We start from the raw sequence: 21,248 nt of genomic DNA on the forward strand, positions 1-21,248 counted from the left end.
ATCGTCATTTGTGCTCGCCATTTCTAATAGGAGGGGTGCGATTGAATGATGAATATTATATGAGAATAGCGCTTGATCTAGCGATAACTGCTGAGGGACAAACATCTCCAAACCCTCTTGTGGGTGCTGTTTGTGTGAAAGATGGCCAGATTATAGGTACTGGTGCGCATCTAAAAGCCGGGACACCACATGCAGAAGTCCATGCCATTACAATGGCGCATGATCATGCAAAAGGAGCAGATCTTTATGTCACCCTTGAACCGTGTGGACATAGAGGCAAAACACCTCCTTGTACAAATCTCATTATAAATAGCGGTATTCGCCGTGTTGTTATTGCCTGTATGGATCCGAATCCTTTAGTAAAAGGAAGAGGAATATCCCAGCTGAAACAAGCAGGAATTGAAGTAGTCACAGGCGTTTTAGAAAAAGAGGCAGCATTTTTAAACCGAGCATTTTTTCACTATATCCAATACGGTACTCCCTATGTCACCTTAAAAGCAGCCGCCACTCTCGATGGCCGGATTGCCGCATCATCAGGAGACAGCAAATGGATCACTTCCAAAGAAGCTAGGGAAGATGTCCATTATCTTCGCCATATCCATGATGCCATCTTAGTAGGTGCACAAACCGTTATTGCTGATAACCCTTTCCTCACCACCCGTTTGCCCCATGGTGGAAAGAATCCCATTCGAATTGTTTTAGACCGGCGCCTACAGACGCCAAATACAGCAAATGTCGTAACTGACGAAGCTGTAAAGACGATTATTTTTACACAAGTTCCTTTGGAAGAGCAAAATAAGAAATACGACTCTAATTTTGTTCATAAAGAAGTTATTCCGAAGTCGCAGGCTTTTTTACCGTCTGTATTAAAGTATTTAGGCGGTATTGGTGTGATGACGTTATTGGTAGAAGGGGGAAGCCGTGTTCATTCGAGTTTTATTGATGAGAACCTGGCGGACGAACTTTACTTATACCTTGCACCAAAACTTATTGGCAATGGAACTTCCTTTTTTAGCAGCGAAAAAAGAAACTGGATGAAAGATAGTGAGAATTTGTATATTTTGGATATGCAAACATTCGGACTGGATTTACGTCTGCATGCACAGTTTCAAAAGGAGGAATCTGCTTCTTGTTTACTGGAATAGTAGAAGAAATCGGTATCATTTCAGGCATTCATCATGAACAGGACGCAATGAAACTCACCGTTGAATGTGAGAAGGTGCTTGAAGATGTAAAGGTTGGTGACAGTATTGCCGTAAACGGAGTCTGCTTAACAGTTGCGTCATATGAAACCAATTCTTTCACTGCCGATCTAATGCCTGAAACGTTAAAATCTACTGCTCTTCATACCTTATATGTTGGCAATAGAGTGAATCTAGAACGAGCAATGCTAGCGAACAGCCGATTTGGCGGTCATATTGTATCAGGTCATATCGATGCAACTGGAAAAATTAATAGAATTAATCACAGAGGTAATGCTCTATATTTGGAAATTGGGATTGCAGAACAATGGCAGCGTTACTTCATACTAAAAGGTTCGGTTGCTGTTGACGGTACATCGCTAACCGTATTTGGTGTGCACGAAGACCACTTTGTTATTTCCCTTATACCAACAACACAGATGGACTCTATATTAGGATCTAAGCAAGTGGGTGACCTCGTAAATATTGAATGTGATATGTTAGCCAAATATACGGAAAAACTGCTTCGTTATGAAAATACAACAACTACTAATCTGACAGCTGAAATGCTGACAAGAAATGGCTTTTTATAAAAAGGAGTGCGGACGCATGTATGCTTCAGTGGAAAAAGCAATAGAAGAGCTAAAGAAGGGGAAGGCCATCATTGTCGTGGATGATGAACAGCGCGAGAATGAAGGTGATTTTATCGCACTTGGTGAATTTGCAACACCTGAAATGATCAATTTTATGGCAACAGAGGGTAAAGGGCTTATTTGTGTTCCAATTACTGAAGAAAAGGCAGAGCAGCTTGAATTGCCTTTAATGACAGCACAAAATACAGATTCTCATGGAACAGCCTTTACGATTAGCATTGATCATTCTTCTAGCCATACAGGCATTTCTGCATTTGAACGTTCTGAAACCGTCCAAAAAATGATGGAAACTTCTGCTGCGGCGAAAGATTTTAAAAAACCAGGTCATATTTTCCCGCTTATTGCCCAAACAGGAGGCGTATTAAAACGGGCAGGGCACACAGAGGCCGCTGTTGATTTAGCCAGATTAGCCGGCTCTGAACCTGTTGGTGTTATTTGCGAAATAATGAATAGAGATGGCACGATGGCGAGAGGACCACAGCTTAAAGATATGGCTGAGAAGTTTAATTTGGTGATTTTAACAATTAAAGAATTGATCGCTTATCGCCGTCAAAAAGAGCAGTTAATTGAAAAAGTGGTGGAGATTTCTTTGCCAACCGATTTCGGTTTGTTCAGAGCGGTGACATTTACAGAAGTTCTGACAGGACAAGAGCATATTGCACTTGTCAAAGGAGAGGTCCAAGGAAAGTCAGATGTTCTAGTTAGAGTACATTCTGAATGCCTGACTGGTGATGTATTTGGCTCTTTTCGCTGTGACTGCGGGCCGCAGCTTCACGCTGCAATGGCTCAAATTGATGCGGAGGGTCAAGGAGTTCTTCTCTATATGAGGCAGGAAGGCAGAGGGATCGGCCTCGTCAATAAAATGAAGGCATATAAGCTTCAGGAAGAAGGATATGATACGGTTCAAGCAAACGAAAAGCTTGGCTTTGCTCCTGACCTGCGCGACTATGGCATAGGTGCTCAAATTTTACGTGATTTAGGACTTTCATCCATTCGTCTTTTAACGAATAATCCCAGAAAAATTGCAGGAATTGAAGGGCATGGATTGAAGGTAACGGACCGTATGCCTATTCAGATGCCGGTTAGAGAAGAGAATGCATTGTATATGCAAGTGAAGAAAGAAAAAATGGGACACCTTTTTTAAAAGATAATATATTTGAACGTAAAAAATAAAATCCGAGGAGAATATAAATGACAATTATACATGAAGGTAATTTAATAGGTACGGATCTTAAAATAGGTATTGTAGTTTCCAGGTTTAATGAATTTATTACAAGTAAATTGCTGGGAGCAGCTGAAGATGCTTTAAAGAGACATGGCGTAAGTGATGATAATATTGAGGTGGCATGGGTGCCTGGAGCGTATGAAATACCATTGGTTGCAAAGAAAATGGCAGCATCTAAGAAATATGATGCCATTGTAACACTCGGAACAGTTATTCGCGGAGCTACTCCTCATTTTGATTATGTTTGTAATGAGGTTGCTAAAGGGGTTGCTGCGATTAACATGCAAGAAGGAATCCCAGTTATCTTTGGTGTACTAACCACAAATACAATTGAACAGGCAATAGAAAGAGCAGGAACAAAAGCAGGAAATAAAGGATGGGATTCTGCAACAGCAGCTATTGAAATGGCGAATTTAATGAAGAAGTTTTAATTCAAATAAAGAGAGGTGCGCTCTAATCGTTTATCTCCTCTAAGACCGGTTTTACGATGTAATGATTTCAACATAGAAAAGAGCATTGAATGCAGATTCAATGCTCTTTTTAAATATTATAGTTCTAGTTTCAGACGATTTCTATACCTAATTGCTGCCTCACTATCTGTGTTAATACCACTTATTGAGCTACGTGTAAAAGGCATCCATCCCGACAAAATTATTTTCAATAAATCTATCAATTTATCTTCAAAGAAAAATTCCTATCATTTTAATAAATTTATATAATTAAATAGTTTGTTTTAGAAGTAAATAATCTTTAGGTTAAGGAATGTTACAGAAGAAGCAAGATTAAAAACTAACCGCATTCTAAACTTGGCGTTTAATACATTTAGAAAGAAAACTTACGCTTCCATGGAAGCAATTGTGTGGATATCAAGGATCTACTCTCGATTTTTATAAGTCAGATTAGCTAAATCAAGTGATTCGGAACATTGAAAATACAATACCTGCTCCTGAAGAACCTCCTAGATTTAATCCTAATGTTAAACCATTTGCAAGATAAAATAATCCAATTGTATCGCCGGCGTTTAGTTCTACTTCCCCTGCCAGGGTCACAGTGCCGTTCCCTAAAATGGTCCGAATTGAAAGTAAAGCAAGGCTTAAATTGACGATAGGGAATAATCCAGTTATTAAACTGGTACTAGTATTTATTCTAATAATAGAAAATGCTGGAGTAACACCTGCACCTAGACTTAGTGAAAGTGCGGCGGTAGTCTGATAATTTATGGTTGCAGATATCGAATATCTGCCTGTTGCTGGAACGGTATATATCCCAGTTGTAGCATTAAAATTTGGACTGCTAAAATAAGGTGCAGCCACTGTCCAATTGACAATTTGCTGAGAAGCTGTAACTCCAGATGCTGATGTAAGTGCTGAGAACCCTTGTGCAGCAAAAGCTGGGCCTGTAGCCCCGGTGGCACCTGTAGGTCCGATTGGCCCAATACTGCCCGTAGCCCCCGTAATCCCAGTCGGTCCAATAGGCCCGATGCTGCCTGTAGCCCCAGTGACCCCAGTGGGTCCAACAGGTCCAATACTGCCCGTAGCCCCCGTGATTCCAGTAGGTCCAATAGGCCCGATGCTTCCTGTGGCCCCAGTGACCCCAGTAGGTCCAACGGGTCCAATGGTACCTGTAGCTCCAGTGATGCCGGTCGGTCCAATGGGTCCGATGCTGCCCGTAGTCCCCGTGATCCCAGTGGGTCCAATAGGCCCGATACTGCCTGTAGCCCCGGTAATGCCGGTGGGACCAACGGGTCCAATGCTACCCGTGGCTCCTGTAATCCCAGTGGGACCAACGGGTCCGATGCTACCTGTAGCCCCAGTGATGCCGGTAGGTCCAACGGGTCCAATGGTTCCTGTTGCTCCAGTGATGCCGGTAGGTCCAATAGGTCCGATGTTGCCTGTAGGACCAGTGATGCCGGTAGGTCCAATGGGTCCAATACTACCTGTAGTCCCGGTAACGCCGGTAGGTCCAATGGGTCCGATGCTACCTGTGGCGCCAGTGAAGCCGGTAGGTCCAACGGGTCCAATACTGCCCGTGGCTCCTGTGACCCCAGTCGGTCCGACGGGTCCAATGCTGCCCGTAGCCCCAGTGATGCCGGTAGGTCCAACGGGTCCAATGGTACCTGTAGCTCCAGTGATGCCGGTAGGTCCAATGGGTCCGATGCTACCTGTGGCGCCAGTGACGCCGGTAGGTCCAATGGGTCCGATGCTGCCTGTAGCCCCCGTGACACCGGTCGGTCCAACGGGCCCGATGCTGCCTGTAGCGCCAGTGATCCCAGTGGGTCCAACGGGCCCGATGCTGCCCGTAACTCCGGTAATTCCGGTGGGACCAACGGGTCCAATACTGCCCGTGGCTCCTGTGACCCCAGTGGGTCCGACGGGTCCAATGCTGCCCGTAGCTCCCGTGATCCCAGTCGGCCCAACAGGTCCGATACTGCCCGTGGCGCCAGTGATGCCGGTCGGCCCAACGGGTCCAATGCTACCTGTAGCCCCCGTGATTCCAGTCGGTCCAATAGGCCCGATGCTTCCTGTGGCCCCAGTGACCCCAGTGGGTCCAACGGGTCCAATGCTACCCGTAGCCCCAGTGACCCCAGTAGGTCCAACGGGTCCAATGCTACCCGTAGTCCCCGTGATCCCAGTCGGCCCAACAGGTCCGATACTGCCCGTGGTTCCGGTGACCCCAGTGGGTCCAATGGGTCCAATGCTGCCTGTGGCCCCCGTGATCCCAGTCGGCCCAACAGGTCCGATACTGCCCGTAGCCCCTGTGATCCCAGTGGGTCCAATAGGTCCAATACTGCCCGTGGCTCCGGTGATTCCGGTAGGTCCAACGGGTCCAATGGTACCTGTTGCTCCAGTAATTCCGGTGGGACCGATGGGTCCGATGCTACCCGTAGCCCCGGTAACCCCAGTCGGCCCAGCAGGTCCAATACTGCCCGTAGCCCCTGTGATCCCTGTCGGTCCAATAGGTCCAATATTGCCCGTAGCTCCGGTAATTCCGGTGGGACCGACGGGTCCGGTGCTGCCTGTGGCCCCCGTGATCCCAGTCGGCCCAACAGGTCCGATACTGCCCGTAGCCCCTGTGATCCCAGTGGGTCCAATAGGTCCAATACTGCCCGTAGCTCCGGTAATTCCGGTGGGACCGACGGGTCCGGTGCTGCCTGTGGCTCCAGTAACCCCAGCAGGTCCAACGGGTCCGATATTGCCGGTAGGTCCAATACTGCCTGTGGCTCCGGTAATCCCAGTGGGTCCAATAGGTCCGATGCTGCCTGTGGCGCCAGTGAAGCCGGTAGGTCCAACGGGTCCAATGCTACCTGTGGTTCCAGTGATGCCGGTAGGTCCAATGGGCCCGATGCTTCCCGTAGCGCCGGTGACCCCAGTCGGTCCGACAGGCCCAATACTGCCTGTGGCTCCGGTAATCCCAGTAGGTCCGATTGGTCCAATACTACCCGTGGCTCCAGTGATGCCAGTCGGTCCAACGGGTCCGATGCTACCTGTGGCTCCGGTAATCCCAGTAGGTCCGATTGGTCCAATACTACCCGTAGCTCCAGTGACCCCAGTCGGTCCAACGGGTCCGATGCTACCTGTGGCTCCGGTAATCCCAGTAGGTCCGATTGGTCCAATACTACCCGTAGCTCCAGTGACCCCAGTAGGTCCAACGGGTCCGATGCTACCTGTAGCTCCGGTGATTCCCGTCGGTCCAACGGGTCCGATGCTTCCCGTAGCGCCGGTAATCCCAGTAGGTCCAATGGGTCCGATGCTTCCTGTGGGTCCAGTGATGCCGGTAGGTCCAATAGGTCCGATGCTGCCTGTAGCTCCCGTGATCCCAGTAGGTCCAATAGGTCCGATGCTGCCTGTGGGTCCAGTGATGCCGGTAGGTCCAATAGGTCCGATGCTACCTGTGGCTCCAGTAACGCCGGTAGGTCCAATAGGTCCAATACTACCCGTAGCTCCAGTTACCCCAGTCGGTCCAACGGGTCCGATGCTACCTGTAGCGCCGGTGATTCCAGTAGGTCCGACGGGTCCGATACTGCCTGTTGCTCCAGTAATCCCAGTCGGTCCTGCGGGTCCGATGCTGCCCGTAGCGCCGGTAACCCCAGTGGGTCCGACGGGCCCAATACTGCCTGTGGCTCCAGTGATGCCGGTAGGTCCAATAGGTCCGATGCTGCCTGTAGCGCCGGTGATTCCAGTAGGTCCGACGGGTCCGATACTGCCTGTTGCTCCAGTAATCCCAGTCGGTCCTGCGGGTCCGATGCTTCCCGTAGCGCCGGTAACGCCGGTAGGTCCAATAGGTCCGATGCTACCTGTGGCTCCAGTAACGCCGGTAGGTCCAACAGGTCCAATACTGCCTGTAGCTCCGGTGATTCCAGTCGGTCCGACGGGCCCAATACTGCCTGTGGCTCCAGTGATGCCGGTAGGTCCAATAGGCCCGATGCTGCCCGTAGCGCCGGTAACGCCGGTAGGTCCAATAGGTCCGATGCTGCCTGTAGCGCCGGTGATCCCGGTAGGTCCAACGGGTCCAATGGTACCTGTGGCTCCAGTGATGCCGGTAGGTCCAATAGGCCCGATGCTGCCCGTAGCGCCGGTAACCCCGGTAGGTCCAATAGGTCCGATGCTACCTGTGGCTCCAGTAACGCCGGTAGGTCCAACAGGTCCAATACTGCCTGTAGCTCCGGTGATTCCAGTCGGTCCGACGGGCCCAATACTGCCTGTGGCTCCAGTGATGCCGGTAGGTCCAATAGGCCCGATGCTGCCCGTAGCGCCGGTAACCCCGGTAGGTCCAATAGGTCCGATGCTGCCTGTAGCGCCGGTGATCCCGGTAGGTCCAACGGGTCCAATGGTACCTGTTGCTCCAGTGATCCCGGTAGGTCCGATGGGCCCGATGCTGCCCGTAGCGCCAGTGATCCCAGTCGGTCCAATAGGCCCGATACTGCCCGTAGCCCCGGTAATGCCGGTAGGTCCAATGGATCCAATACTGCCCGTGGCGCCAGTGATCCCAGTGGGTCCAATGGGTCCGATGCTGCCCGTAGCCCCTGTGATCCCAGTCGGTCCAATAGGCCCGATACTGCCCGTAGCCCCGGTAATGCCGGTAGGTCCAATGGGTCCAATACTGCCCGTGGCGCCAGTGATCCCAGTGGATCCAATGGGTCCGATGCTGCCTGTGGCCCCCGTGATGCCTGTAGGTCCAATGGGTCCGATACTACCCGTGGCCCCGGTGATGCCTGTAGGTCCAATGGGTCCGATACTACCCGTGGCCCCGGTGATGCCTGTAGGTCCAATGGGTCCGATGCTACCTGTAGCTCCGGTAACGCCGGTGTTTCCGAAGGGTCCAATACTGCCAGTGGCGCCGGTGATCCCAGTCGGTCCAATAGGTCCAATACTGCCCGTAGCGCCAGTGATCCCGGTAGGTCCAATGGGTCCGATGCTGCCAGTGGCCCCAGTACCACCAGTCGATCCAGCAGGCCCGGTGCTACCAATAGCCCCGGTAACGCCGGTAGGTCCAACGAGCCCAATACTGCCCGCGGCGCCGGTGATCCCGGTAGGACCAATGGGTCCAATACTGCCAGTGGCTCCAGTGCCACCAGTGGGTCCAACGGGTCCAATACTGCCCGTGGCCCCAGTGACACCAGCGGGTCCAACGGGCCCAATGTTGCCTGTGGCACCGGTAACGCCGGTTGGTCCAATACTGCCTGTGACCCCAGTGCCACCCGTCGGTCCAATGGGTCCAATACTGCCTGTAGCGCCAGTGATCCCGGTAGGTCCAATGGGTCCGATGCTGCCAGTGGCCCCAGTACCACCAGTCGATCCAGCAGGCCCGGTGCTACCAGTAGCCCCGGTAGCGCCGGTAGGTCCAACGAGCCCAATACTGCCCGTGGCGCCGGTGATCCCGGTAGGTCCAATGGGTCCAATACTGCCAGTGGCTCCAGTGCTACCAGTGGGTCCAACGGGTCCAATACTGCCCGTGGCCCCAGTGACACCAGCGGGTCCAACGGGCCCAATGTTGCCTGTGGCACCGGTAACGCCGGTTGGTCCAATACTGCCTGTGACCCCAGTGCCACCCGTCGGTCCAATGGGTCCAATACTGCCTGTAGCTCCAGTGATCCCGGTAGGTCCAATGGGTCCAATACTGCCAGTGGCTCCAGTGCCACCCGTTGGTCCAACGGGTCCAATACTGCCCGTGGCCCCGGTAATCCCAGTGGGTCCAACGGGTCCGATACTGCCTGTAGCTCCGGTAATCCCGGTAGGTCCAATGGGTCCGATGCTGCCCGTAACCCCCGTAATCCCGGTCGGTCCAATGCTGCCAGTTGGCCCGGTAGCCCCAGTAGGTCCAACACTTCCTAAAGAGAAAAATACAGTAAATGGAAAATATAAATTTAAACGGTAAAGCAGAAGTTGATCTAACTTTTTTATAAAAAAATGATTAGGCTTAGTTTTCCTGTTCATCGGTTCTTGAATATTTTCTGCCATATCAAGAATATCCTGAACAAATGCTGTTGATGGAGGATTAGATAAATTTCCAGAGGCTTGAGGGGGCTGATCACCTATCTCTTCATTTAAAATTGAGGTTATTAATAAATCAATTGCATCGTCTAATGATCTTGGCTGATTAGGGGGTCTATTAGGAGAATTAGAATCAGACATCTTGCCATACTCCTTTCTCAATAAACTTATTAAGCAGGAAAAAAGTATAATTTATAAAAGTTCATCCATTTACTTTATTCTTGGTAAGACTTTGACGTTCCTTATATAGAGCTAAATAGACCTATATCAAGGAGAAGCAAATAGCTCTTCCTTACAAAAAATTAGTCTATTTTTAACGATTACTTAACAAACGAAGCTTAATATAGGAGATAATTCCTATAATTAAAAGAAGGTGCACCAAATGAATGAGCAATTATTATTTAAAATGGAATCTGGCACTATATCCTCATACTTAAAATATGTAAATAGCAGATGGAAAAAAGAGGTTCTATATTATAGGAGATTTAGGGAGTCTAAAAAATTCTTAAATAACAATGAATTAATACATACTTTCTTTCAGCCTATCTTGAATTTGGAAACAGGAAATACGATTGGTTATGAAACGTTGAACCGTCCAGAACAATCAAAATTATTTTCGACTACTGAAAGTTTTTACGAATTCATTGGACAGACTGATCAAGTCTTTTTATTTGAGTGTTTCTTAAGGAATCTTGCCTTGAAGCGATATATTGACCGGCTGTATGAATGTGAGGAAAAAAAAGACCTTCTGATTTTTGTGAATATCCATCCCAATGTGCTGCTGGATAATAATTATCATGCAGGCGAGACACTTCAACTATTAAAGGAATTAAATATAGCACCTGAACAAGTTGTATTTGAACTGACGGAAAAAAGTGCAGTGACAGATTTTTGTTTATTTGAAAAAGTACTTGACCATTATCGCTCTCAAGGTTTTAGAATTGCCATTGATGACGTCGGGTCAGGATATAACAGTTTAAAAACATTAGTATATCTAAAGCCAGAGTTTATCAAACTGGATAAATCGTTAATACAATACATTGATCAAAACGAAGAGCAAAAACAGTTAGTTTCGCTGATTCTTGAATATGCAAATAGAAGTAATACAAAGATTATCGCAGAAGGTATTGAAAGAATTGAAGAACTTGCTTATATTCAAGAACAAGGTGTTCATTACGGACAAGGGTATTTACTCGGGAGACCGAAACCAGAAATCACAAAAGGGAATGTTCCAGAAATAGTTTTATAGCTTTTAATCTATTTAACAAAGAGAACTGGCATGGAAAGTATAGAAGGTGATGGAATGGCAGTTAATATCGGTAGTATCGCTGAAAAAGTACCCTGTATTTCTCAATATGAAAAAAATCTCGTGGTTGATCAGTTATTTTATAACAATAGTGAATTGCAGGGCATTGTGGTTGTGAACCAGGAAATACCGGTGGGGATTATAACGAGAACACATTTTTACCAAAAAATTGGTACTTTATATGGTTATAACTTATATATGGGGCGCACAGTCGAGCTTTTGTTCAAAAAGGATCCATTAGCAGTCGAGTATTTGGATTCTATTACTGAAGTAAGTAAACTTGCCATGCAGCGAAAAGCAGAGGACCTCTATGATGACGTTATTGTAACGAATAAAGGCAGGTTTGCTGGTATTGTCAGTATACAAAAGTTATTAATGAAGCTTGTGGACGTGCAAGTAGAATTTGCAAGCTTTTTAAATCCCTTAACACGTCTTCCTGGAAATACAACAATAGAGGAAAAGATAAAAAATTCCTTAGCTCAAAGTGAATTTAGTATTATGTATTTCGACTTAGATCAATTTAAAGCCTACAATGATACATATGGATTTAAAAAAGGTGATCAGCTTCTACAATCCGTTGCCCAATTACTGAAAGAACATATTCAAAAAGATGATCATTTTCTGGGCCATATTGGTGGAGATGACTTTATTGCAATTATTCCGCATTACTGCTATAAACGGTTATGTGACAACTTAATTAAGGATTTTAATATTTTAATTAAGAGATTTTATAGCACCGAACATCTTTCACAGCAGTATATCACCACAGAAGATCGGCAAGGCGTAATTCGGAAATTTCCGCTGGTTTCCATATCAATCGCGATCGTTACAAACAAAAATAAAGTTTATCGAAGTGCTGAGGAACTTGTTGAAATCGTCACAGCCGTTAAAAAGAGATGCAAAGAGATCAAAGGAAGCTGCTATTTGGCGGATTTATAACAGGCTATAGACTGGCATTTTCTCGAGTTTATTCATTAGTAAACTTTTTTAAATTCTTTATATAATCGATGTTTATTGAAGAAGCACTCTTTAACTTGAGTGCTTTTTTACATTCTATTTATAAATATATGAATGTAGTGCATCTTAAATAATGTAAATAAGGCAAAGTGAAAATAATTAGGATCAAATTTAGGTAAGTGGTCTTTCAAAAATCAACTCAAAATATGCTGATGAACCATATCCCTTAGTAGAAGGATCAAAGATTTGTACGAGTCTCCATCCCTCAGCTGCATGCTGCTGAATGATTTCGTGATAATCTTCTTTAGGCTTGCTGCCCCAGGTGCTTAATTCTATTTTAATAAATTTATATTCAAACATGGTTTTATCTCCTTCTTTATTGTGTGCAACTTAAATACGCACTGAGGAAGGAAAAAGTTTCAGGGATTAAGGTGATTAATGATGGCCCCTATAATAAGAAAAGTACTTGGATAAAACCGATTCCGACAGCACTCAGCGGGGCTGCTGTAAGTATGATTAAACCATTTGATGAAGAGACTAGTGATTCCAGCGGGTTTCGTGCAGGAGAAGCTAATAGATTAATGAATCTTCCCCATCTAGTAGACTTTCTTGGGAAGTCAGGCACATCGACATGATATTCATCCATCTTCATACGCAGATGATGCTCCTTATGAAAGGGATCTTGACCCATATTCTTCTTCCTCCAATTCTTCTTTTAAACTGGTAATTGCCCTATGCAATCTTGATTTCACAGTTCCTTTTGGGATTTCGAGAATTTTAGCTATTTCATCTTGCGGCATATCATGGTAATAGAATAGTAAAACAACGGCACGCTGGACTTCTGGGAGTTTTGCAACTGCATCGCGGATGGCCATTCTATCTGAATGATGTAAATTCTCCTGCTGCAAAGGATAAAGAAAAGGCAAAAGACTTCTCCATTTTTTGCGGCGGTTTAATTTTGTAATCATTAAACGGTAAGAGATCTGAAAGAGAAAAGACTTTAGTTTTCCCTTTTTGGGATCATAATCTTGTTTATGATGCTGCAGCTTAACAAATGTATCTTGTACAATATCAATACTTAACTGCTCATCTCTTGAATAACGGAAAATAAATGTATAAAGAGAAGGTTTTAATAACACATAGATATCATTAAGTGCATCATCGTTCCCATTTTGATAAGCGATCATTAGCTCATCTTCTCGTTCACTCAAGTTCATCGCCCCAGCGTTCCTTAATGGCTTTTAATGTCATAGATACTCTAGTAATTAAGTAGAAGGTTGATACTAGTGTCCAAACTTGTGCTTGGTTCGTAAAAAATTGCACAAAAACATTTTCAGCATTCTCACCGCTAGAGATTAAAAAATTTAAACCTTGAACACAAATAATTGCATATACGGCTAATCCTAATGTAAGTGTATCAAAGACATTCCACCTTAAATACAGTTTTGTCTTCTTATAGTTAATTCTCCCGTTTTCACGTACAACATGTTTACGGTCCATTGGAATTGCTATTGCTAAAATAAAAATCATAAGGAAACCTGCCACAGCTAAAGAAACAATCCATCCAGTACCCAAACTGATCATCCTCACTTTCTTCTTTTCTAACTATACAAATAAGAAAGCAGAAAGGTTCAATTATTTTTTTAAAATACATTGAAGCCTTAGATGTTTATCATTGCTGGAAAATCGCTGCATAGAAAAAAGCACTCTTAGCTTGAGTGCTTTTTTGCATCAGACTTTCTAAGGAGCTGGTCCACATGGAAATGGTGATAAATCGTTAAAATAAGAATAATCAAGCTAAAAAAACTAGATAATAAGGTACTTTTCAATAATAACTTATATGTCTTATTCATTTGCAATGATCACCTCTTGTTTATTATGCAGAGATTAAAGAGTTTCATACTTTATGTTAAGTAAAAATGTCTTACTAATGCAGATAAAGTAACTGGAGGCTAAAAGGTATCTATAATTAGGCTTTACAGTTTATATCGAGATGTGATATAAAATATATATCAAGACGTGATATATCGAGGTGCGTAATATTGGGCAATTTAGATGAAGAAAAAATACTGAAAAAATATCTTCCTATGACAGAAACCGCTGCATATATTTTGTTTTCTTTTATGGAAGTAAGGCATGGGTATGATGTGATTCAGCATGTCGAGAAGTTAACAAATGGGAGAATAAAGCTTGGAGCAGGAACGATGTATGGGACGATTACTAAACTTGAACGGGATGGAATTATTCAATTTTTACATGAAGATCAAAAAAGGAAGTACTATCAAATCACCGATATTGGACGATACATTTTACAGCAGGAAGCACGAAGAATTAAGGAGCTATATGATAATTTAGGGGGATTAGCATGGGGAGAACAGTAAAGAAATTTCGCCCTTATACAGTTGATCAATTTGAGGAAGAGCAGCAGTATTTTGAGGAGATGTCTTCTAAAGGATTCCATTTTGTGAAATACAAATTTCCTTTCTATCAATTTAATCAAGGCGAACCAGGAGATTACCAGTATCAAATAGACTTTCAAAATTTAGATGAAAGCAATAAAGAAAGCTACCTGCAGTTATTTAAGGATGATGGCTGGGAGTTTATTATGGAATACGGCGGTGTTTATGGTACGTGGTTTTACTTCCGTAAACCGAAAAGTGCTGACGAGTCGCTGCGAATATTTACAGATACAGATTCAAAAGTTGAGCTTTATGGAAAAATCAGAAGAAATTGGGCGTTTTATTTTATTTTTCTCTTTTTAGTCACTATGGTACCAAACTTCTTGCTTGGAGATTCCTTTACCAGCATTCTGTTGTACGTTATGTGGCTAATTATAGCAGTTATTTATGCAAAAATTACATTAAGGCTCACCTTTAAAATTAGAGACTTAAGAAGATCGGAAATATGAACGTAAATGGTTAGCGATAAAAATATTCTAGCTATATTAAGAAGGAAGGATTGTCTTTAGCGGATTTTCCTTTTATAGAAATAGCTTTCTATGACTGAGTAAAAGCATAGAAAGCTATTTCTTTTTTTTATGTAAGATTTCAGTTCACCTCAAACCTGTCAATTATAGGCTGTTAAACTCAATTATACTTCCAGAAACTATATAAATGTTATCGATCTTATAGGTGCTCCTCATTTTGACTATGGATATTTAAAGCAATGTATAAAGAAGTTTTTATTGATTTGGCTAATAGTTTTAAACTTCTGTATCATAATATGTTTAATCATGTTTAGTTTTAGTTGAAAAGGGTAAAAACGATTAGTCCAAATTTTTCTGCAGCAATCTCTAATAGCTGCACAATTATTGATTGAAGTATTCTTATTTTGTAAAGCATGAACAACTTTGTTCTATCATTCAGAAACTACACCCAAAGGAATTAACTCTGCAATAATTTCGGAATAAAAATGAATACAAACTCACCATGCTAGAACAGACTTTACTTCTTTAATGATGAAATCAGACTTGAAATGGAGAAACCTCAATGAATCTGCAACATACAAAAGGGTTAAACACCAATGTTCTTAAAGTTATAGCTATAGTTGCTATGGTAGTTGATCACACCGCCATCTGGCTAGTTCCTGATGAAAATACTCTGCACATCATTCTCCATGCATTTGGCAGGCTTGCTGCCCCTATCATGTGTTACTTAATTGCTGAAGGTTATTTCTATACTTCAAATGTAAATAAATACATAAAACGCCTTTTTATTTTTGCTCTCATTTCACATTTTCCATTTGTGATGTTTCTTGGTCTTGAATGGTGGCAGGCTACGAGTGTGATATGGACCTTGCTGATGGGGCTGATTGCCCTGGCTGTCAGTCAAAAAACAGACATTTCAATTTTAATAAGAATAGGTGTAATTATTTTATGCTGTCTTCTTGCATATACTGCTGACTGGAACTATATAGGTGTCCTTTGGATCTTATTTTTTGGAATATTTAGAGGGCGCTTTAAGCTGCAGATGCTCAGCTATGGTTTAATTGGGGGACTACTATACATTATTCCTGGTTTGTATAATTTAGGATATGAATCCATATTTCGGTTTGGAATACTTCTGGTAATTCCTTTGTTCGCATTATACAATGGTACACATGGAAGGAAATCTAAACTGATTAAATGGGGATTCTACATTTTTTATCCTCTTCATCTTTTATTGCTATATCTTTTTAGATATATCATTTTTGATTGATTTTAGTTGAGGAGATGAGAAATGCTTAAATATAGAAAGCATAAGGCTTTAGAAATTTTGGCTTTAGGAGGTTTTGTGATATTCATACTGGCTTTATTGGTGAATATCGCAAACCAGGTTGATGGCTACGGTGAGAAGGATTCTGTAAAAGAAATAAAGGAACACAGTTTAAAAATTGCATCGAATGTTCTCCTGAAAGAAGTGCCTGAAAGTAAGCCATATGTTGGTGAATTGGAACTTCCGGTTCATGGTGCTACAGGATATGCATCTGTAAATTTAAACTTGAAAGAATCACCGAATCCTAATTCTAAAACTGTGGGCACGATTCAAGCTGGAGAAGGTTTTGAAATTATAAGGGAAGAAAAAGATTGGTGGTTTGTTAATCGAGGAGAGTCATCTGGCTGGCTGCCGCATAAATATAGTCTGATCAACCTTCCTGATGTCATTCCCTCTATGATTTATAATAACACCAACACTTACGCTTCAAAATTTGCTTCATCAGGTAAATCTATACCTTACGTTTCTAACCGTGCTTTATACTCAGGCAAGACATACAATGAAAGGCTTAAGAAAGAAGAATATATTATGCCTGTTCTTTATTCAATGTCAAAAAAGATTTATAAAGCACAACAGCATGCACTGTCTGAGGGGAACTCACTCATACTTTATGAAGGGTTTAGACCCCTCTTTGTTCAGAATGCGGTAGTAGAAGGTCTGACTGAATTAGCCAATAACGATGCAGAAGTGATGAAAGGCATTAATACCGCTCCCTGGGGGATAACATGGTTTATAACAAATGGTGTTTCTAATCATCAAATGGGCTACGGAATGGATGTTAGCCTGGCGAAAGTAAACTCTACTAAGGAAGTTTCAATAGGGGATTACACAGTCAACATGATAGAGGATTATACAGAATATACTATGCCTACTCCTATTCACGAATTAAGCGGTGCTTCTGCTAAATTCACATCTGCTGTGACATCAAGAAACGATACAGCATGGAGGAATGCTGTTTATACAGATTCAATGAATGAGGCGGCCATCAATCTGCAAATATACTGTACATCTGCTGGACTTACCCCTCTGGCTTCAGAATGGTGGCATTTTAATGATTTGGATGCCAGAGATGAAACGGCGGATAACATTAGCACTGGGAATTACTTTCTCATAGAAGTATACAGCACAAGTCCGGCTGAAAAGTAATTAAACCGTGACATTTATCTGATTAGAATATGTTATATCACTATGGTAATGGTAATTGCGTCTACTTTTATCAGGCAGATAATGAAGGATTTTGAACTAGTGAATATATTAAAAAACAGCTGCCAAATTTGGCAGCTGTTTTTAAGTTTGATTAAGTTAGAAATATAAAAATAAAAAACCCTTGCTGTGCAAGGATTTTCTTAAAATGGAGCATACCGGATTCGAACCGGTGACCCCTTCGCTGCCAGCGAAGTATTCTCCCGCTGAACTAATGCCCCGTTAGTTATGACAAAGAGAATTTTATCATATTTGTGTACTCACTACAACTAGTGTTTAAATAATTAATTTAATATTCATTTTTTAATATGGTGATTCTCAGAAGTGGTATAAGTTGCGTTACTAGCTACAGAGCATTGCTATCTTCAGAACGGTCATGTGAGAAAATTTTAAGGGTGGTCCAATTTGTTCATCCTTAAAGTTTAATCAGCTCATGCTTTCAATCTCCATAAATTTAACACCTTTTATATTGGATACGCTGTAATAAACATCTGTTGTACGCCTTTTGTAGTGTACAGTTACAAGCAGCTGAACATTATGAGTACCGTCCTCCAAATCCTTTATGCGAACTTTTTGAATGGAGATTTTTAATTCTTTTATAGCGGGAATTAGATTTACAATGTCTTCTTTGCTTTCAATCATTAATTCAAGAAGTATTTCTTTTTCTCTCAGCTGCCGCGGACCGATTAAACTTAATATGAAAGGGATCACCTCTACAGAGATAATTAACAAGGCTGCGCCAGCGGCCGCTTCCAGATAAAACCCAGCGCCTACTGCGATGCCAATTCCTGCAGCTCCCCAAATGATTGCAGCTGTTGTTAATCCTGATATTGTATCATTGCCTCTTCTTAAAATAACGCCTGCACCTAAAAAACCGATTCCAGATACAATTTGTGCTGCAAGCCGCAGCGGATCCATCGTAATATTTATCTGATCATTGCCTGTAAATACATAAGCTGATTCAATTGATACAATCGTCAAAAGACAGCTGACAATGGAAATGACAAGGCTGGTTTTTAGTCCAACTGGCTTTCTCTTTAATTCGCGCTCAAGACCGATTACTAGTCCGAGGAAAGCGGAAATTCCTAACTTAATCAGTATTTCTGTTTCTAAACCTGGCATATTATCTCCTGCTTTTAATTTATTTAAAATAGTTTTTTTACACTGCTTTACTAGGAAACAGTGTAAAATAGTACTTACCCACAAATGACAACGACTAATCAAGGAGAAAACAAATGTCTGATGCAAAAGTAAATCCGTATATGTTATTGGCCATTGGGGTTATTTCGGTATCCACTTCGGCTATTTTAGTGAAATTTTCTAGTGCGCCTGCTGGCGTAATAGCCTTTTATAGGCTGTTTTTTTCTGTGCTGTTTATGCTGCCGGTATTTTTACTAAAGTATGTTCCTGAACTGCGGCTTATTACTAAACGAGATTGGGTATTTTCTGCATTGGCGGGAGTATTCTTAGCATTTCACTTCATACTATGGTTTGAATCGCTGAATTACACTTCAGTTGCCAGCTCTACTGTACTTGTTACGCTGCAGCCTTTATTTGCTTTTATCGGCACCTATATTTTCTTTAAAGAAAAATTTTCTTGGAAGGCAATCCTAAGCGGAATGATTGCCATTCTTGGAAGTGTAATCATCAGCTGGGGAGATTTTAAAATAAGCGGATCAGCACTTTTTGGAGATATATTGGCTCTGATTGCTTGTGCGCTTGTAACAGCTTATCTCATGTTTGGTCAAACTGTTCGAAAAAGGGTATCTCTTATTACATATACTTTTCTCGTATACTTGATTTGTACAATTACACTGTTCTTTTACGTGATTCTTGCAGGAGAACCGCTGTATCCATATCCGGCAAGTGACTGGGGATACTTTATACTGCTGGCTCTAGTTCCGACATTACTAGGACATACTTTATTTAATTGGTCACTTCAATGGCTAAGTACTTCGACGATATCGATGGCTATTTTATTCGAGCCAGTGGGGGCTGCGATCTTGGCTTATTATTTATTACAGGAAAGTCTTGTATGGACTCAAATAGCTGGAGGGTTAATTGTAATAGGCGGGATATCTATTTTTCTATTAGATGAAAGAAGAATGCATAAAAAGAAGTTTAAGAAAAAGGCTGTTTAAAGATCTTGTTATAGATTAAATTCTTCTGATGGAAAAGCCTAAGAGTGCTGTGTACTCTTAGGCTTTTTTGTAATATTAGCAGCTCTAAGTGTGTTTTTCAGCTGTTATTGGAAAACAGTGTTGTGTAAACGGGAGAAACGAGCCCGGAAAGTCCAGTAAGTGGAAAACAGGGCGATATAAATTAGAATCAACTGTTAATCATTGGCTAGAAAAACTTAGAACGGTTATATGGAAATGCACATTGCTTTTATATACATGAAATGATCATAGAAGAGAATTCTTTCCCGATATATAACTACCTATTAGAACGAAGGGATAGTAACTGTCATCATTCCAACAAGCAGACGGCGTATACAACAATGATGACAGCGGCAAAGAAAATGAATATGGATCCAGATCCAGTCTTCGCTTTTAAAAGGGTAAGGCTATTTTGTGATGCTGAGATCAAATGAATAAATAAGATAATCTTGAAAAGACCAGCCCAGCTATGGTTGAAAAGATAAATGTTCCTCCATAAACTTTTCCTTTGCTGTTAGTAATGCGGATTGCTTCCATATAGGAGACAGCAAACAAGAATACCGCCATTCCTACTGATAAATAAAGAGCTAAGTTTTCCATTTAATTGTGCACCCTTTCATAGATTAGATACTAGAGTTAATAGATTCTATGAAGAAGCCAGCAAAACTATTCCTAATGGATTCTGGGAAAGAACTTTAGTAGTGAATTATTGAGACTGGGACAAAACTAAAATACTATGCCTGATAAACGAATATTTATGGTTCTGCTTGGGATATTTAAATTAGCCCGTTCCATCTGGGTTACGGACCATGTTTTTTCTTGGGATCACAAGTTAATCCATCTCTGCGCGGTCTCACTCTTTTCTCTATGGCCCACAGGAGTCGAGTGTCCTAAGCACCATTTCACTCATTTTTAAAAAGAAAAATTCTAAATTAACAAATAGAAAAACGAATGATTAGAAAAATTCGCTTACTTACCTTTCGGTTGTAATGTACTGTTAAATTCTTATATCTCAACCTCTTGTTGTTTACTAACAATTATGTGGGAAACTGAGTTAATTGGCTCAAACCTATTTAGTTCTTATTATTTTATATTGAAAGGAGAGCTGATCAGATTTCCAAACTAAATAATTTCAATAATATTTAATAGGATAAAGCATCCTTGTTGCTGATTCGTGGAAAGCAGTTTAACCAGGTTTCTTAAATAGAACTTTTAAAAAAATCAAGTTCTTCTATAGAAGTATTGTCAGCAGAATATAGTTTCTGTATGGTTGATTATTATGTCTATAGTTATTAGTCCTAATTTGCATGAATATCTGTTAAAGAAATGAAGCGGTAAAAAAATAAAATAAAAATAAAAAATTATATTGCAAACATATTTATAACATGATATATTAAATCTCGTCCTCATGAGAGGCGCACAATTGAATTGCAACTTCTCGAAAAAATATTTCAAAAAAGTTGTTGACTCGGTTGTGGAAAGCTGTTATGATAATAAAGTCGCTTCTGAGCGGTGCAGTTAATAAAGTTGCTCTTTGAAAACTGAACGAACAATAAAACGTCAACGTTTAAAAAAAGATTCTTCGGAATCAACAATGTACATTATGTACACAAGAGCTAATCAACTCTTTCTTGGAGAGTTTGATCCTGGCTCAGGACGAACGCTGGCGGCGTGCCTAATACATGCAAGTCGAGCGGACAGATGGGAGCTTGCTCCCTGAAGTCAGCGGCGGACGGGTGAGTAACACGTGGGCAACCTGCCTGTAAGACTGGGATAACTTCGGGAAACCGGAGCTAATACCGGATAATGCTTTTGGACTC

Annotated in this window: 18 protein-coding genes, 1 tRNA gene and 1 rRNA gene; 12 read left to right on the top strand and 8 right to left on the bottom strand. The window is 42.3% G+C overall.

What is annotated here, in order from left to right; translation table 11 throughout:
• Positions 1-41 precede the first annotated feature (41 nt).
• From ribD to ribH, 4 genes are read left to right on the top strand one after another with little or no spacing between them, the layout of a single operon-like run.
• Positions 42-1,145, top strand: coding sequence for a bifunctional diaminohydroxyphosphoribosylaminopyrimidine deaminase/5-amino-6-(5-phosphoribosylamino)uracil reductase RibD (gene ribD, locus F7732_RS13105; protein ID WP_151574468.1), 1,104 nt, complete (start codon positions 42-44; stop codon positions 1,143-1,145).
• Positions 1,130-1,774 carry a riboflavin synthase gene (gene ribE, locus F7732_RS13110; protein ID WP_151574469.1) on the top strand — a complete coding sequence of 215 codons (645 nt, stop codon included), beginning with the start codon at positions 1,130-1,132 and terminating at the stop codon, positions 1,772-1,774. Before ribD ends, ribE begins: the two co-directional genes overlap by 16 nt.
• Positions 1,775-1,790: 16 nt before the next feature.
• The gene (locus F7732_RS13115) at positions 1,791-2,978 is read left to right on the top strand and encodes a bifunctional 3,4-dihydroxy-2-butanone-4-phosphate synthase/GTP cyclohydrolase II (protein WP_151574470.1); all 1,188 of its coding nucleotides are present in this window, start codon (positions 1,791-1,793) and stop codon (positions 2,976-2,978) included.
• A 47-nt stretch (positions 2,979-3,025) separates the two neighbouring features.
• Positions 3,026-3,490, top strand: coding sequence for a 6,7-dimethyl-8-ribityllumazine synthase (gene ribH, locus F7732_RS13120; protein ID WP_151574471.1), 465 nt, complete (start codon positions 3,026-3,028; stop codon positions 3,488-3,490).
• A gap of 477 nt (positions 3,491-3,967) precedes the next feature.
• Here ribH and F7732_RS13125 read toward each other — a convergent pair whose 3' ends face one another.
• Positions 3,968-9,691 carry a beta strand repeat-containing protein gene (locus F7732_RS13125; protein WP_240056615.1) on the bottom strand — a complete coding sequence of 1,908 codons (5,724 nt, stop codon included), beginning with the start codon at positions 9,689-9,691 and terminating at the stop codon, positions 3,968-3,970.
• 241 nt (positions 9,692-9,932) lie between these two features.
• Between F7732_RS13125 and F7732_RS13130 the strand changes: the two genes are divergently transcribed.
• Entirely contained in the window at positions 9,933-10,799 is an 867-nt protein-coding gene (locus F7732_RS13130; RefSeq protein ID WP_240056616.1) for an EAL domain-containing protein, read from the top strand.
• Positions 10,800-10,829: 30 nt separating this feature from the next.
• Complete coding sequence (locus F7732_RS13135) at positions 10,830-11,795, top strand: GGDEF domain-containing protein (protein ID WP_240056617.1); 966 nt, start codon at positions 10,830-10,832, stop codon at positions 11,793-11,795.
• A gap of 189 nt (positions 11,796-11,984) precedes the next feature.
• Here F7732_RS13135 and F7732_RS13140 read toward each other — a convergent pair whose 3' ends face one another.
• From F7732_RS13140 to F7732_RS13155, 4 genes are all read right to left on the bottom strand, one after another.
• Complete coding sequence (locus F7732_RS13140) at positions 11,985-12,173, bottom strand: DUF4177 domain-containing protein (protein WP_066442865.1); 189 nt, start codon at positions 12,171-12,173, stop codon at positions 11,985-11,987.
• A gap of 88 nt (positions 12,174-12,261) precedes the next feature.
• Positions 12,262-12,504: a hypothetical protein gene (locus F7732_RS13145; RefSeq protein ID WP_151574472.1), complete on the bottom strand. Its 243-nt coding sequence runs from the start codon at positions 12,502-12,504 to the stop codon at positions 12,262-12,264.
• A complete protein-coding gene (locus F7732_RS13150) occupies positions 12,482-13,000 on the bottom strand; it encodes an RNA polymerase sigma factor (protein ID WP_151574519.1) in 519 nt (172 codons plus the stop codon). The genes F7732_RS13145 and F7732_RS13150 overlap by 23 nt, the downstream gene beginning before the upstream one ends.
• Positions 13,001-13,016: 16 nt before the next feature.
• Positions 13,017-13,388 (bottom strand): group-specific protein, encoded by a 372-nt coding sequence (locus F7732_RS13155; protein ID WP_151574473.1) that lies wholly within the window; start codon positions 13,386-13,388, stop codon positions 13,017-13,019.
• Between the two features lie 467 nt (positions 13,389-13,855).
• Here F7732_RS13155 and F7732_RS13160 point away from each other — a divergent pair, with 467 nt between their 5' ends.
• From F7732_RS13160 to F7732_RS13175, 4 genes are all read left to right on the top strand, one after another.
• Positions 13,856-14,194, top strand: a complete 339-nt coding sequence (locus F7732_RS13160) for a PadR family transcriptional regulator (protein ID WP_275670928.1) — start codon at positions 13,856-13,858, stop codon at positions 14,192-14,194.
• Entirely contained in the window at positions 14,179-14,721 is a 543-nt protein-coding gene (locus F7732_RS13165; RefSeq protein WP_151574474.1) for a DUF2812 domain-containing protein, read from the top strand. Before F7732_RS13160 ends, F7732_RS13165 begins: the two co-directional genes overlap by 16 nt.
• Positions 14,722-15,301: 580 nt before the next feature.
• Positions 15,302-16,009 (top strand): TraX family protein, encoded by a 708-nt coding sequence (locus tag F7732_RS13170; RefSeq protein WP_151574475.1) that lies wholly within the window; start codon positions 15,302-15,304, stop codon positions 16,007-16,009.
• Between the two features lie 21 nt (positions 16,010-16,030).
• Positions 16,031-17,212, top strand: coding sequence for a M15 family metallopeptidase (locus F7732_RS13175; protein ID WP_151574476.1), 1,182 nt, complete (start codon positions 16,031-16,033; stop codon positions 17,210-17,212).
• Between the two features lie 206 nt (positions 17,213-17,418).
• On the opposite strand, the gene F7732_RS13180 is transcribed toward F7732_RS13175, so the two are convergent.
• Together F7732_RS13180 and F7732_RS13185 are read right to left on the bottom strand one after the other, a co-directional pair.
• A tRNA-Ala gene (locus F7732_RS13180) sits at positions 17,419-17,490 on the bottom strand.
• A 205-nt stretch (positions 17,491-17,695) separates the two neighbouring features.
• A complete protein-coding gene (locus F7732_RS13185; protein ID WP_066442873.1) occupies positions 17,696-18,391 on the bottom strand; it encodes an MgtC/SapB family protein in 696 nt (231 codons plus the stop codon).
• A 113-nt stretch (positions 18,392-18,504) separates the two neighbouring features.
• On the opposite strand from F7732_RS13185, the gene F7732_RS13190 reads away from it, so the two are divergent.
• Positions 18,505-19,410, top strand: coding sequence for a DMT family transporter (locus tag F7732_RS13190; protein ID WP_151574477.1), 906 nt, complete (start codon positions 18,505-18,507; stop codon positions 19,408-19,410).
• Between the two features lie 444 nt (positions 19,411-19,854).
• Here F7732_RS13190 and F7732_RS22865 read toward each other — a convergent pair whose 3' ends face one another.
• Positions 19,855-20,028, bottom strand: a complete 174-nt coding sequence (locus tag F7732_RS22865) for a hypothetical protein (protein ID WP_192913023.1) — start codon at positions 20,026-20,028, stop codon at positions 19,855-19,857.
• A gap of 1,028 nt (positions 20,029-21,056) precedes the next feature.
• Between F7732_RS22865 and F7732_RS13195 the strand changes: the two genes are divergently transcribed.
• Positions 21,057-21,248, top strand: a 16S ribosomal RNA gene (locus F7732_RS13195); the annotation flags it as partial.

Source organism: Bacillus mesophilum (assembly GCF_008923265.1).
Taxonomy (GTDB): domain Bacteria; phylum Bacillota; class Bacilli; order Bacillales; family Cytobacillaceae; genus Cytobacillus; species Cytobacillus mesophilum.

Excerpts from the sequence above, each read along its gene's own strand:
- F7732_RS13115 (WP_151574470.1), top strand. The coding sequence starts at position 1,791 with ATGTATGCTTCAGTGGAAAAAGCAATAGAAGAGCTAAAGAAGGGGAAG.
- ribH (WP_151574471.1), top strand. The coding sequence starts at position 3,026 with ATGACAATTATACATGAAGGTAATTTAATAGGTACGGATCTTAAAATA.
- F7732_RS13125 (WP_240056615.1), bottom strand. The coding sequence starts at position 9,691 with ATGTCTGATTCTAATTCTCCTAATAGACCCCCTAATCAGCCAAGATCA.
- F7732_RS13130 (WP_240056616.1), top strand. The coding sequence starts at position 9,933 with ATGAATGAGCAATTATTATTTAAAATGGAATCTGGCACTATATCCTCA.
- F7732_RS13135 (WP_240056617.1), top strand. The coding sequence starts at position 10,830 with ATGGAAAGTATAGAAGGTGATGGAATGGCAGTTAATATCGGTAGTATC.
- F7732_RS13140 (WP_066442865.1), bottom strand. The coding sequence starts at position 12,173 with ATGTTTGAATATAAATTTATTAAAATAGAATTAAGCACCTGGGGCAGC.
- F7732_RS13145 (WP_151574472.1), bottom strand. The coding sequence starts at position 12,504 with ATGGGTCAAGATCCCTTTCATAAGGAGCATCATCTGCGTATGAAGATG.
- F7732_RS13150 (WP_151574519.1), bottom strand. The coding sequence starts at position 13,000 with ATGATCGCTTATCAAAATGGGAACGATGATGCACTTAATGATATCTAT.
- F7732_RS13165 (WP_151574474.1), top strand. The coding sequence starts at position 14,179 with ATGGGGAGAACAGTAAAGAAATTTCGCCCTTATACAGTTGATCAATTT.
- F7732_RS13170 (WP_151574475.1), top strand. The coding sequence starts at position 15,302 with ATGAATCTGCAACATACAAAAGGGTTAAACACCAATGTTCTTAAAGTT.
- F7732_RS13175 (WP_151574476.1), top strand. The coding sequence starts at position 16,031 with ATGCTTAAATATAGAAAGCATAAGGCTTTAGAAATTTTGGCTTTAGGA.
- F7732_RS13185 (WP_066442873.1), bottom strand. The coding sequence starts at position 18,391 with ATGCCAGGTTTAGAAACAGAAATACTGATTAAGTTAGGAATTTCCGCT.
- F7732_RS13190 (WP_151574477.1), top strand. The coding sequence starts at position 18,505 with ATGTCTGATGCAAAAGTAAATCCGTATATGTTATTGGCCATTGGGGTT.
- F7732_RS22865 (WP_192913023.1), bottom strand. The coding sequence starts at position 20,028 with ATGGAAAACTTAGCTCTTTATTTATCAGTAGGAATGGCGGTATTCTTG.